Annotated in this window: 9 protein-coding genes; 5 read left to right on the forward strand and 4 right to left on the reverse strand. The window is 54.2% G+C overall.

Annotated features, from left to right (window positions below; genetic code table 11):
* Positions 1–70: 70 nt before the first annotated feature.
* Positions 71–1,444, reverse strand: coding sequence for a serine endoprotease DegQ (degQ, locus tag AC07U6_RS13590; protein ID WP_494761359.1), 1,374 nt, complete (start codon positions 1,442–1,444; stop codon positions 71–73).
* A 120-nt stretch (positions 1,445–1,564) separates the two neighbouring features.
* Positions 1,565–1,966 (reverse strand): Z-ring associated protein ZapG, encoded by a 402-nt coding sequence (gene zapG, locus AC07U6_RS13595; RefSeq protein ID WP_494761360.1) that lies wholly within the window; start codon positions 1,964–1,966, stop codon positions 1,565–1,567.
* A gap of 177 nt (positions 1,967–2,143) precedes the next feature.
* On the opposite strand from zapG, the gene zapE reads away from it, so the two are divergent.
* From zapE to sspB, 5 genes are all read left to right on the forward strand, one after another.
* On the forward strand, positions 2,144–3,271 hold the full coding sequence (gene zapE / locus AC07U6_RS13600; protein WP_494761361.1) for a cell division protein ZapE: 1,128 nt from the start codon (positions 2,144–2,146) through the stop codon (positions 3,269–3,271).
* Between the two features lie 243 nt (positions 3,272–3,514).
* The gene (gene rplM, locus AC07U6_RS13605) at positions 3,515–3,943 is read left to right on the forward strand and encodes a 50S ribosomal protein L13 (RefSeq protein WP_105592908.1); all 429 of its coding nucleotides are present in this window, start codon (positions 3,515–3,517) and stop codon (positions 3,941–3,943) included.
* A gap of 15 nt (positions 3,944–3,958) precedes the next feature.
* Positions 3,959–4,351 (forward strand): 30S ribosomal protein S9, encoded by a 393-nt coding sequence (gene rpsI / locus AC07U6_RS13610; RefSeq protein ID WP_056231096.1) that lies wholly within the window; start codon positions 3,959–3,961, stop codon positions 4,349–4,351.
* A gap of 311 nt (positions 4,352–4,662) precedes the next feature.
* Positions 4,663–5,304, forward strand: coding sequence for a stringent starvation protein SspA (sspA, locus tag AC07U6_RS13615; protein ID WP_494761362.1), 642 nt, complete (start codon positions 4,663–4,665; stop codon positions 5,302–5,304).
* Positions 5,305–5,309: 5 nt separating this feature from the next.
* Positions 5,310–5,804: a ClpXP protease specificity-enhancing factor gene (sspB, locus tag AC07U6_RS13620; RefSeq protein ID WP_494761363.1), complete on the forward strand. Its 495-nt coding sequence runs from the start codon at positions 5,310–5,312 to the stop codon at positions 5,802–5,804.
* A gap of 95 nt (positions 5,805–5,899) precedes the next feature.
* Here sspB and AC07U6_RS13625 read toward each other — a convergent pair whose 3' ends face one another.
* Both AC07U6_RS13625 and AC07U6_RS13630 read right to left on the reverse strand, forming a co-directional pair.
* Entirely contained in the window at positions 5,900–7,657 is a 1,758-nt protein-coding gene (locus tag AC07U6_RS13625; RefSeq protein ID WP_494761364.1) for a sulfite reductase subunit alpha, read from the reverse strand.
* Between the two features lie 106 nt (positions 7,658–7,763).
* Positions 7,764–13,289 carry a glutamate synthase-related protein gene (locus tag AC07U6_RS13630; protein ID WP_494761365.1) on the reverse strand — a complete coding sequence of 1,842 codons (5,526 nt, stop codon included), beginning with the start codon at positions 13,287–13,289 and terminating at the stop codon, positions 7,764–7,766.
* Positions 13,290–14,013: the final 724 nt, after the last annotated feature.

Here is a 14,013-nt window from a genome sequence, read left to right on the forward strand (position 1 = left end):
GTGAATGAATGAACTAAATGCAGGATAACATGAGTTGCGCGGACACAGTAGCCTGTGCCCGCGCAGGGGGCTACTGAAGCAGTAAATAGATGCTGTCGCTGCCGCGAAGAATATTCAGCGCCAGTAGCGGAGGTTTGGCCTCCAGCAGCTTGCGCAGCTCAGCCAGATTCTGAACCGGGGTTCGATTCAGGCTGACAATAACATCATCTTTCTGCAGGCCAGCGAGCGCCGCAGGGGTACCTTTCTCAACGTTATCCACCTTGACACCTTTAGTGCCATCCGCTGCCGCTCCGTCACTGAGCGTTGAGCCCTGAAGGGCCGGAGCCAGCTGTTCTGCACTCACGGTGTCCTGGCTGCTGTTATCCAGCTTAACGCTGACAGTCGCCGGCTTACCTTCATGCAGCAGGCCAACCTTCACCTCCTGTCCCGGTGCGGTGGTGCCGATTTTCACCCGCAGTTCAGCAAAATTATTTACCGGTTTGCCGTCCACGCTGATGATAATGTCGCCGGCTTTAATGCCCGCTTTCGCCGCTGCCGAACCTGCCAGCACTTCGTTAACAAAGGCTCCACGCTGCACATCAACGTTAAAGGCTTTGGCCATATCGGCAGTCATTTCCGTGCCTTTAATACCGAGCTGTCCACGTTTGACTTCGCCAAATTTAATCAGCTGCTGGGCCAGGTTCATCGCCATATTGCCCGGAATCGCGAAACCGATGCCGATGTTGCCGCCCGCCGAAGAGAGAATCGCGGTATTTAAGCCAATCAGCTCACCGTTCAGGTTAACCAGCGCACCGCCGGAGTTGCCGTGGTTAATCGCGGCGTCGGTCTGGATAAAGTTTTCCAGTCCTTCCAGATTGAGGCCGCTACGCCCCAGTGCGGAAACAATACCGGAGGTTGCCGTCTGGCCTAAACCAAACGGGTTACCGATGGCAACGGTAAAGTCACCGACTTTTAGCTGGTCCGAGTCGGCAATACTGACCTGGGTCAGCTTGGTGGCGCCATTTAGCTGAATAAGTGCCACGTCGGTTTGTTCATCGTCTCCAATCAGTTTGGCGACAAATTCACGCCCGTCGCTGAGCTGCACTTTAATCTTGTCTGCGCCGTTCACCACATGGTAGTTGGTCAGTACATAGCCTTTCGCCGCATCGATGATGACACCGGAGGCCAGGCCTTCAAAAGGCTGCTTAGGTCCGTCATCCTGCTCGCCGTCCTGGCCCAGAAAGCGTTTCAACTGTTCAGGGATCTGCTGGTCCTGTTTCTGCGAGCCTTCTACGTAGACGCTCACCACAGCAGGTAACACTTTTTCCAGCATAGGGGCCAGGCTGGGCAACGGTTGCCCTTCAACTTGCGAAGGGAGAGAAGCCAGGGCCGAAGGAGTCATCAGTGCCAGATTAAGGCCGAGACTGAATGCTAATGCGCTTAACAGAAATGACTTTTTTTTCATCGCTACGACGCTCTCGCTACCGGAGAAGTGATATGAATACCCTGCATATGCAGGTTCTGGGGTGTGACTGACAGCGATACTTGCAACGAAATGGGGTGCCAGGCACCCCATAAGAATGGCTTATTTTCCTGCAGGGCGTTCACCACGCAGCAGGCCGGAAGCGCTGTCCGGGTAGTCCCGTGGCATCTGAACCGGTGCCTGATCGTTATCCGCTTCTGACTCAGTTAGCTGATAAGCAAAGGGATTTTTCTCTCCCGGCAGGTTCGGTAACAGGTCGTTAGACCCTTTTGCCATATGTTGGTACAGCTGGCGATAATCGCGGGCCATATTGTCCAGCAGCTCAGCGCTGTGGGCAAAATGGTTGGTCAGCTCTTCATGGTATTCCGCCAGCTCCGCTTTGCTTTTTTCCAGTTCATACTGCAGCGAGCGCTGCTCACGCAGTTTCTTGTTACCAAAACGCATTGCAACCGCGCCGATAATAATCCCAACAACTAACCCAATGAGCGCGTATTCCCAGGTCATAATAACTCCCGTTTTGTCTTCGTTGTTCCGTAGGGTCTTTCCATTCACTATTAGCCACTATAACCGCTAATGTTATGGAAGTGGAATCCTGTGGTCGCTTCGCTTAGTGTAGAACGACTTTTTTTTCGACGATCAACCCCCCGGCACGGCCATTTTTTCAGGGAATGTGACTAAATTATGCAAAAGATGTCCCCTCTGGCGCTCTATGAGCAGGCGCTGGAAAACGGCGAGTATCAGCCTGATGAAGTACAGCGCGCAGCAATCACCCAGCTTGACGGTATATGGCAGGCGCTAAGCGGTTCCCATCCCGCTCCGGCTCAGAGCAGCGGTGGGCTGTTTGGCAAATTAAATAAGCTGTTGGGCAAAGGGAAAGCCGATCCTCAGCCCCCGGCGCGTGGCCTGTATATGTGGGGTGGCGTTGGGCGCGGAAAGACCTGGCTGATGGACATGTTTTTTCAGGCAATTCCTGGAAAACGCAAGCAGCGTCTGCATTTTCATCGTTTTATGCTGCGTGTGCATGAAGAGCTGACAGAACTGCAGGGGAAAAGCGATCCGCTGCAAACCGTTGCCGACCGCTTCAAGGCAGAGACGGATCTGCTGTGCTTCGATGAGTTTTTTGTTTCCGATATTACTGATGCGATGCTGCTCGGCACGCTGATGGAAGCGCTGTTCAGCCGTGGGATTACTCTGGTCGCGACCTCAAACATCCCGCCGGACGATCTCTATCGTAACGGTTTGCAACGCGCACGTTTTCTGCCGGCTATCGAAATGATTAAGCAGCACTGCGACATTATGAACGTCGATGCCGGCATTGATTACCGCCTGCGTACGCTGACTTCCGCTCATTTGTGGATGACGCCGCTGAATGAGTCTACCTCAAAAGAGATGGAGCGGATGTTCGTTGCGCTGGCCGGTAAACCCCGTGAAGCCCATGAACCGCTGGAAATTAACCATCGCCAGCTCCCTACGCTCGGCATGGCGGAAGGCGTACTCGCGATGAGTTTCCTCACCCTGTGTGGTGAAGGGCGAAGCCAGCACGACTATATTGAGCTATCTCGCCGTTTTCATAGCGTATTGCTGTATGATGTGCCGGTGATGATTTACAAAACCGAAGATCAGGCCCGGCGTTTTCTGGCGCTGGTGGATGAGTTTTACGAGCGTCACGTGAAGCTGGTGGTTTCGGCGGAAACATCACTGTATGAAATTTATCAGGGCGCACGGCTGAAGTTTGAGTATCAGCGCTGTGTTTCCCGCTTGCAGGAAATGCAGAGTGAAGAATACCTGCGCCTGCCGCATCTGCCCTGAGTAAAAAAGGACCTGGCGGAACGGCAATTTTATCGTAGAAAGTGTTCGATTTTTATGGGCGACTTCTCTATAATCTTGCGACCCCACGTTACAACAAAGGTTTTTTTCCCAAAACTCTTTGTGTTCCAGTAACTCTATCCGAAGGGGTGGGCTTACTGGTCAAGATGGTCGTGTGAGCTCCAACCGTTTATTCAAGCGTTTGGGATTTCACCAACGTGTAACTTAATTTGGGTAAGCTTTTAGATGAAAACTTTTACAGCTAAACCAGAAACCGTCCAACGTGACTGGTATGTTGTTGACGCAACAGGCAAAACTTTAGGTCGTTTAGCGACTGAACTTGCTCGTCGTCTGCGCGGTAAGCACAAAGCGGAATACACTCCGCACGTAGATACTGGTGATTACATTATCGTTCTGAACGCTGAGAAAGTTGCCGTAACTGGTAACAAGCGTACTGATAAAGTGTATTACCATCACACCGGCCACATCGGTGGTATCAAGCAAGCGACCTTCGAAGAGATGATTGCTCGCCGTCCTGAGCGTGTGATTGAAATCGCGGTTAAAGGCATGCTGCCAAAGGGCCCGCTGGGTCGTGCTATGTACCGTAAACTGAAAGTTTACGCGGGCAACGAGCACAACCATGCGGCACAGCAACCGCAAGTTCTTGACATTTAATCGGGATTACAGGCAATGGCTGAGAATCAAAACTACGGCACTGGTCGCCGCAAAAGCTCTACCGCTCGCGTATTTATCAAGCCGGGCAGTGGTAACATCGTAATCAACCAGCGTTCTCTGGAACAGTACTTCGGTCGTGAAACTGCCCGCATGGTAGTTCGTCAGCCGCTGGAACTGCTGGACATGGTTGGTAAATTCGATCTGTACATCACCGTTAAAGGTGGTGGTATCTCTGGTCAGGCTGGTGCGATCCGTCACGGTATCACCCGCGCTCTGATGGAGTTCGATGAGTCTCTGCGTGGCGAACTGCGTAAAGCAGGCTTCGTTACTCGTGATGCTCGTCAGGTTGAACGTAAGAAAGTGGGCCTGCGTAAAGCACGTCGTCGTCCACAGTTCTCCAAACGTTAATTTATTCTGTTTCGGCAGAGTCAATTATCGAATAACCCGGCGCCTTGCGCCGGGTTTTTTATTTTCTACTGGTGCAAAAAGCGCGAAAGTTATCTTGCCTTATCACTTTTCCCTCGTAAATCGGCATTCGTCCCCGCACAAGCTGTCTAAAATCTGGTAGACTATGTGTCACTTTGTGCCCATTGGCCGGCAACAATGACGTGCACCTTCCGCCGACGGCTGGAGTGATCAATCATCGGGCTAATGGCAATAACGAGTCGCCGCGTGGATGGCTATTCGCAGTAATTTTCTGGATAAACTTGGAGGTTTACATGGCTGTCGCTGCCAACAAACGTTCGGTAATGACGCTGTTTTCTGGTCCGACTGACATTTTTAGCCATCAGGTTCGTATCGTACTGGCTGAGAAAGGTGTTAGCGTCGAGATCGAGCAGGTTGAAACGGATAATCTGCCCCAGGATCTGATCGACCTCAACCCTTACCGTACCGTGCCAACACTCGTCGATCGTGAGCTGACGCTGTATGAATCTCGTATTATCATGGAGTATCTGGATGAGCGTTTCCCACATCCTCCATTGATGCCGGTGTATCCTGTTGCGCGTGGTGAAAGTCGTCTGATGATGCATCGTGTTGAGCAGGACTGGTACAGTCTGATGCGTAAAGTTGAGAACGGTACAGCGCAGGAAGCAGACGCGGCCCGCAAACAGCTGCGTGAAGAGCTGCTGGCGATTGCCCCGCTGTTCTCCCGCACGCCGTTCTTTATGAGCGAAGAATTCAGTCTGGTTGACTGCTATCTGGCTCCGCTGCTGTGGCGTCTGCCGCAGTTAGGTATCGATCTGAACGGCGCCGGCTCTAAAGAGCTGAAAGCCTACATGACTCGCGTCTTTGAGCGTGATTCATTCCTTGCTTCGCTGACCGAAGCCGAGCGTGAAATGCGCCTGCAAACGCGGGGCTGATTACGATGGAAATGTCGCAACTTACCGCACGTCGCCCTTATCTGTTGCGCGCTTTCTATGAGTGGTTACTTGAGAACCAGCTCACCCCGCACCTGGTCGTCGATATTAATTTGCCGGGTGTGATGGTTCCTCTGGAATATGCGCGGGATGGTCAGATCGTACTGAATATCGCGCCGCGTGCCGTGGGAAATCTGGAGCTGGGCAACGATGAAGTTCGTTTTAATGCTCGCTTTGGTGGCGTTCCGCGCCAGGTGAATGTACCTCTGGCAGCGGTACTGGCGATCTACGCCAGGGAAAACGGTGCCGGTACGATGTTCGAGCCGGAGCCAGCCTACGACGGTGCCGGGGAGTTTGATGCTTCAACCGAGCAGGATGACGCACCGGAAACTCTGATGTCGGTGATCGATGGCGATCGTCCTGATGACGAAAACGACGATCATACGCCTGACGATGAGCCGCCGCCGCGCGGTGGCCGCCCGGCATTACGCGTTGTGAAGTAATCCATTAATAAGCAGCATAGAAAAACGGGCCATTCGGCCCGTTTTTTTTATTTAATATCAGCCATAAATGCGGGCTGGCCCGCATCCAGGGAATATTAATACACGTCGCGCAGGTAGCGCTTCTCTTTCTTCAGCTGATCGATGTAGTCTGCTGCGCGTTCGGCAGACATACCGCCAAACTGAGAAACGATTTCATACAGTGCTTTATCTACGTCTTTTGCCATACGGGAAGCATCACCGCATACGTAGAAGTAAGCCCCTTCCTGCAGCCACGCAAACAGTTCCGCACCCCGTTCCAGCATACGGTTCTGCACGTAAATCTTTTTTGACTGATCGCGAGAAAAAGCCAGATCCAGATGGGTCAGCAGACCGCTTTCCTGCCAGCCGTTCAGCTCATCCTGGTAAATAAAGTCGTGTTCCTGATGCTGATCGCCGAAGAACAACCAGTTTTTACCGCTGGCGTCGGTCGCCTGGCGTTCCTGCAGGAAGGCACGGAATGGTGCAATACCGGTACCCGGGCCGATCATGATCAGTGGCGCGTTGCCGTTTGACGGGACGCGGAAAGCTTTGTTAGGCGAAATAAAGATCGCCGGCTTGCCGCCGCGGCCAACGCGCTCCGCCAGATAGGTTGAGCAAACACCGTTACGCGCACGCCCCGCGCTGTGATAGCGCACGGAAGCGATCGTCAGATGTACCTGATTTGGGTGCGCCTTCGAGCTGGACGAGATGGAGTAAGCGCGATGCTGCAGCGGACGTAGCAGCGTAACAAACTCAGCGGCCGTCAGCGTGCGGGTCAGATCCAGCTGCAGAAGATCCAGAGTGTCTTTACCCCACAGCCAGACGCTAAGCGCATCTTTATCGTCGTGCTGCAGCACATGGCGCAGCTCCTGGTTAGTGGTGTTCTGGCCCACCCATTCGATCAGCTTGCGTGAAGGCTCGGAGATTTCGAACTGATAGGTCAGCAGATCGCCGAGGCTACGGTCAAAGCCGGGAACCGGGCTCTGATAATCGGATTTGAGCTGCGTCAGCAGCAGATCGACCAGTACCGGATCGTTGACCGGGATCACCCCGAGCGCATCGCCGGCTTCATATTTCAGGCCGCTGTCGGTCAGATCGAATTCAAAGTGGCGAATGTCTTTGCCGGACGCCTCGCCGGACAGGCGCTTATTGGTCACCAGGGCGGCGGCATACGGATTGTTCTTGTTGCTGCCCGGGATCACCGGCGCTTCCGGCAGGTTCTCCAGAGCTGCACCGGTGCTGCCTGCACTGGCGGCGAACTGCGGCATCGAGTTAGCAATCCACTCACCGGCAGGATCTTCGTAATCGATATCACAGTCGATACGATCGAATACGCGTTTCGCACCCAGCTGTTCAAGGCGCATATCGAAGAATTTACCCGCCTGGCAGAAACCATCGTAGCCGGTATCACCGATGGCCAGAATAGCAAAGTGCATTTGCTCCATACGCGGCGCGGTGCTGGCAGAAAGTGCCTGCCAGAACAGCTCGGCGTTATCCGGCATTTCGCCTTCACCGTAGGTGGAAGTAATGATCAGGACGTGACGCATGGTGGCGAAAACGTCGATATCGACTTCACCCAGACCCTGAACCACCGGCACCAGACCTTTGGCACGCGCAGCTTTCGCGGCGCTCTGTGCTAATGCTTCCGCATTACCGGTCTGTGAACCGAACAGAATATGCAGCTGCGTCGTGGTTGCCGCACCTGCGCTTGCTCCCGCCTGCGGTTTATCTTCCAGCACCAGCAAACGTGAATGTAACCCGGCGAGGAAGCCTGCCAGCCAGAATTTCTGCTCACCATTGAATGGTGCATCTTCAGGAATATAAGGAATTTTCATGGCTTATCTATACTCAATCCCGTTTTCGTCATGTTCAGTAACCTGCATTCCGGCGCGGCATCCCGTGGGATACCGCGCAGGTTAACGCGGTCGATTCAGGCTGTTATCAGGCCAGTTTGCCTACGGCAGCGGCTAACTCCGGCAGCGCGGCGCGGGCAAATAGTTCCTCAAAGTCAGGCAATCCACCCAGCACCTGACGGTTGCTGGTATCCTGATAGATGATCCAGCCGTAGGTGGCCAGACTATCCATTGAGCGGATGTTACGCTGAGTCAGCGCTGCCTTGTAGTCCGCCATACGTTTGGCAGCAATCAGGCAGGATAGCTCTTCGTCGTTGTAGTTCTCAATCGCTGCGCGAGCGTGACGCTGCAGCTTAGAGATCAGGGCAAAGTCTTCCGTCATCAGCAGGTTACGTACCGCTTTTTCAACGGCGGCATCATCTACCGCAGTGCCTTTCGGCAGACGGGAAAGCGCCAACTGCTGTGCAGAGCTAAGCACGGTATAGTTGTTCAACAGCACCAGCATTTCCGGCGTATCGGTGGCACCGTAGGCAGGTACTGCACCGTTTGCGATCGGCTTACCTTCACGCCAGGCGGCTTTGAATTTCGCTACCTGATGTCCGGCCAGAGCGGTAGACAGCTCTTCCAGCAGATCCTTACGGGTTTTCGCCTTGAGGATCTCAGCGCTATCCTGATACAGCAGCAGGGAGCGCGGCATCACGTAGACAAAGTTCTGGCACTCGGTTCCCCAGTGGTCCAGCAGCCAGGCGGCACGAGGTGAGTTCGTTGCCTCCAGATGCCAGGTCAGCATGGTGAACACCGCCTGTTTGTGCACGCGGGCCATTTCATTGTCTTCGGCGATAGAGCCGAACAGCACGGAATCACCGGCAGCGTGGCTGGCCAGCGAGCCGTACGGATCGTACTGATAGGCGAAGCCGCCGCTCATCCCGTTACCGAAACCTTTACCGAACGTACCGAGGTTCAGAACGGCACCGTTGGTCATATATTCGCAGCAGAAATCACCGACGCCTTCCACAACTGCGGTCGCACCCGAGTTACGCACCGCGAAACGGTCACCGGCCTGGCCCTGTACGAACAGTCGCCCACCGGTGGCGCCGAACAGCGCGAAGTTACCGATCAGCACGTTGCCTTCGGCATCTTCAGACCCGCCGCCAGGTGAAACAACGATGATCTCGCCACCGCACTGGCCTTTACCGACGCCGTCGTTACAGGTACCGGAATGCTTCAGCTGCATACCGTCATTACAGAACACGCCATAAGACTGGCCGGCAGAACCTGAGGTGAAGATGTTAACCGTACCCGGTGCCAGGTAGCGGCGACCGCGATCGTCCAGCAGCGAGGCGGGAATTTTTTCCCGTTGTTCTGCACTCAGCGTGTGGTTCAGCATACGCTCGATATCAATCGCCAACTGGCCACCGACACTTTTATTACGGTTATTCAGCGTGATGCCATTGCCCAGACGGATATCGGTGCTTCCCTGAACCACCAGTGCGTCGTTCAGCAGTTCCACCCAGTCGTCATCGAGAGCGAAATCTTTTTCCAGATAAACCGGCCTGGCGATCTTCACTTCGGGTACCACGGTGAGCATAGCGCGCAGATCGAGCTTGCCGACTTCCAGAGGGTGCTCCATCAGATGCAGCAGGTCAGAGCGCCCGCGCGCTTCACGCAGTGAGCGTAATCCCAGGCGAGCGAGCATCTCCCGGACTTCATGCGCGACGTTGATGAAGTACTGCGCCAGCTGGCGAGGATCGCCATCAAAGGCTTCAGCATTGGTCGTCAGACCCGCCGGGCATTTCACGTTACAGTTTTTTGCCATCACGCACTTCAACATCATCAGCGCGGTGGTGCCGAATTCGAAGCTGTCGCCACCGAGCAGCGCAGACTTCACCACGTCGCTGCCGGTTTGCTGTGCGCCGGAACAGCGCAACAGGACTTTTTCGCGCAGGCCGTTGGCGCAGAGCGCCTGGTGAACTTCAGCAATACCGATTTCCGCCACGCGACCGGTGTATTTCAGACTGGTCACCGATGCTGCACCGGTTCCACCCGTGTTACCCGCCACGTTAATCACATCGGCACCGGCTTTCGCCACGCCGACCGCGATAGTGCCGATCCCTTCAGAGGAAACCAGCTTCACGATGACGCGAACGCGTGCGGCCTTACAGTCATGGATCAGCTGTGCCAGATCCTCGATGGAGTAAGTATCGTGGTGCGGAGGAGGGGATACCAGCTCCACGCCCGGCGTACCGCCACGGGCAGCGGCGATCTCTACCGTGACTTTTGGTGCTGGCAACTGACCGCCTTCACCTGGTTTTGCACCCTGACCGATTTTGATTTCCAGCTCGGATAGCATCGGATCGGCCAGATAGGCTGCCCAGACGCCAAAACGACCGGATGCCAGCTGTTTAATACGAGAAGCACGGATGGTGCCGTGGCGCGAATAGTGCTCGCCGCCTTCACCGCAGTTGCTCATACCGCCAACCATATTGGTACCGTGGGCCACCGCTTCGTGAGCCGGAGCGACCAGCGCCCCGTGGCTCATCGCGCCGGAGGCGAACGTCTGGGTGATCTCGCAGGCAGGCTGCACTTCGCTCAGCGGCAGGGAAGGCTGAGTAGCGAAAATACGCGACAGATAGTCAGCCGCTTTGCCCCGTGCGGTGATCTGCAGGCCGTCAGCGGTAATTTCAGTGTGTTCAATTTCATCCAGGAAGCGGTTTTTCAGCGCGGTAGAGAGCACCAGCAGACGCTCATGCTCCGGCTTCAGACCTTCAATCGCATCGGTCAGACGTAGGATAAACTGGCCAGCGCTTCCCGCTTCACAAGCCAGTCCACGTACGGCGAAACTGTTGTTTATCAGCGAGTAGCGGCCCAGCTTGCGGCTGAATTCGGCCAGGCTGTCAACGTGGGTCAAATCGCACGGGAAGGCCAGGATATCGCGCAGCGCAGCCGGACGGCGTTTACGCTCTTCGTGCATCAGGCTGGAGAACTGACGATAATCCGGCGTGATGGTAAAGGCGTTGATCACATCGTCAGGGATGCGCTCAAAGCTGCTGTCAGCAAAGGATTTCGCTTTGATATTGAAGGCGTTATCCAGTTTGGCCAGCGTCAGCAACCGAATAAACTGATCTTCTTCACGCTGCTTATCAGAAAAACGGATAGGCTGCTCGGTCATATCGATAAAGGTACGTACGGCGATGGTGCCGTAAGAGTGACCTGCACCTTCTGCACGTTCTTTAAACAGACCCAGCAGCGGGACTTCGGTTTCTCCCTGAATTTTCAGGGCGCTCTGATGCCAGTCCACCGCCATCTGCGCGATGGAAGCAAACCCTGCACCGCCCACCGGGGTTTTAATATTCGGGAAGTATTTCTTCAGAACGCGATCTTCCGTATCGAGGAAGTTTGGCTCGAAGAATTCGCCGCAGCTGTAGCTCTCAACGGTACACAGGCCCACTTTGCCCATGGTTTTCATCAGTGCTTTTTCAGCCGCTTTGGCATAGCGCTTAAAGGCTTTGTTGCCTTCTTCGCCTTCGCCATATTTTTCTTCGGCACGCATCTGCACGCCTAGCGGATAGATGGCGGAAGCACCAAAGCCCAGCGCAGCGGCAATGTGATGCGAAGAGATACTCTGGCCGCTTTCAACCACCAGAGAAACGTCAAGGCGCAGACCTTCCTGCACCAGGCGCTGGTTGATGGCGGACACCACCAGCAGCATCGGCATCGCCGCCTGAGTCGAGGAAATGTGGCGGTCGCTCAGCACCGCGATGCCGCCCTGTTCACGGGCGAAATCCACCACCTGCTGGGCCAGATCGTCAATCGCCTGCTCCAGAGCGTCGGCATTTTTCTGACGGCTGGCTGCATCGGTGCCGAGTACCGGTGCGTAGAGCATTTCAAAACGGGCATACGGTGCCACATCCTGCTCGCGCAGCTGTAGCATATCCAGGTGGGTCAGGATCGGTGTTGGTACGATGATCTGACGCCCTTTGCTACGGCCCAGATGCGGTTTGGCACCCAGAGCCACGCGCAGCGTCATGCCGTCAACTTCACGGATGGAGTCTAACGGTGGGTTCGTCACCTGCGCAAAGCGCTGGGAGAAGTAGTGCGCCATACCGCCTTCATGATCCGATAAGGCGTTGATCGCGTTGCCATAACCCATCGCTGAGATTTTTTCAGCTCCGGTATTCAGCATCGGGTCCATCATGAATTTGAAGCTTTCCTGATTGTAGTAGTAAGCCACAAAACGCTGATAGGTTTTCAGATCGCCGCTGTAGCGCAGCGGAGAACCCTGTTTTTCCGCCGGGATCACCGGCAGTTCTTGCAGCGTGATGCGTGCCTCTGTGACCAGCGCCGGGTAGTCTTTCTCCGCCGCCAGTTTTTCCAGCGCTTCTACGGTGGTGTAGCTGCGTTTTTCGCTGTGATCGTAGTACAGCATGCCGCCCGCTTCGATACGGCCACGGCGCAGTACGCTTTCCGGTGGGAAGGCGATCTGGCCAGCTTCGGACATCGCACCAATATATTCGGCAGTTTCCACTGAACGCAGCGGGCGCAGGCCCAGACGGTCGAGGCGGGCACCGATAATTTCGCCATTACCAAAGATCAACGCCGCCGGGCCATCGTTCTTCTCTTCATAAAGAGAGAAATACTCGAGCATGGCGCGAACGTTATCGGAGAGAGAATCATCGTTTTCCCAGGCCGGTGGCATCATGGAAACCACGGCGTTAATCAGGTCGAGATTATCTTCCATCAGACGGCTGTGGATGCTCTGGTCCAGACGTGAACTGTCCGACTGACCTTTTGGACGCACGATTTTCTTACCGCGGGCGGAGGCCAGCGCGGATTCGGCGATGCGGTTTTTACGGTCGGTATTCAGCTCACCGTTGTGCGCCATCAGACGGAATGGCTGCGCCATTGTGGTGTGCGGATCGGTGTTGGTTGAAAAACGGGTATGGAAGAACAGACCGCGAACTCGATGATCGGGATCGGTCAGATCTTTGAAGTAAGGGATCACTTCATTGGAATTCAGGCGCGCTTTAAATACCTGGGTGCGCGAAGAGAGCGACAGCGGATACAGACCGCCAAACTCGCTTTCGATAAAGGCACGGGCTTCAATATCCAGCAGAGCACGATAAATGCGTTTTTCGAAATCGTTTTGATTATCGATATCCTGGGGAACAGCGAAGATCCACTGCGCAATAGGCAGCTGTGACACAATGGCGGCCGGACGTAGTACGTCAGTGTCCAGTGGCATATCACGTTTTAGAATCACCGACATACCGTAGGCCGCAAGGGTTTCCTCAACCAGACGTTCTGCATTGGCACGCAGGGCACTGTCTTTCGGCACAAAGAAATTGCCTACGCCAAAACGACCTGGCTCAAGTTGCTGACCGGTGATTTTGCGGAAGAAATGCAGAGAGATATCGACGTTGACGCCCGCGCCGTCGCCCACGCCTTCAGCGGACATGCCGCCGCGATGAGGAACGGTACACAGGGCACTGTGTGCCATCTGGAGGACCTCATGAGTTTGCTCGCCGTCCTTACGCGTAATGAAACCCACGCCACAGCTATCACTCTCTTTAGTTGGATCATACAAGCCATAGGGATAAGGTTTTGAGTCAGACATCGAGGGCCTCCTTAACTTCTTTTGTACATTACCTATATTGTTCAGGCACAGAACGCAGCTGAGCGGTCACCTCAGGGCCTGTATCAATTTTCTTTGCCGCTTAAACGCGGACACCATGACTCCGAGCATTTCATCCTGAGACATAAGCACATCGTCCGTGAATGAAAAACTCTCTAGATTCCTGGTCTCATTTAATGAAGATATCCGGTATCACGAGGGAGTCGTCTAACTGCATATATATGCCGAGACACTGGCCCGTAAGGAAAGCTTCCAGCGGATTCCCAACTTATCGGGAAAGCGTACAGAGGTCAAATACCGATATTTCTTATGCCTTTTTATGACTTATAATGGTTAACTTTATGATAAATAACATTATATTGTCACATTTTGCTGCTGTTGATGTAGGGTTGTCGTGTAAAGAAGTGTGAGCTGTCTCACTATAGTGCAGCGAGCAAATTGCTGCACCATGCTGGAATGTCGTCCGATTACGACATAATATGCTGAATAAGGAGTGATGCCCACATCAACGCACTGTTTTTAATCAGTGGGGATATTTGAATTAAACAGGGGGAGGGATTAGCAAAATTAATCACCAGATGTATGACTAAAACATCGTATTTTATGAATTATTATTCGTTTTGATGTAACCAAGGAGTGGTGAGCGATCTGCATCATCACTATGAATTATATCGGTGAAGCGGGTTGCTCTGGATTTTGAGCGGCC

The sequence above is a fragment of the Erwinia sp. GW821-FHT03D09 genome (assembly GCF_059420805.1).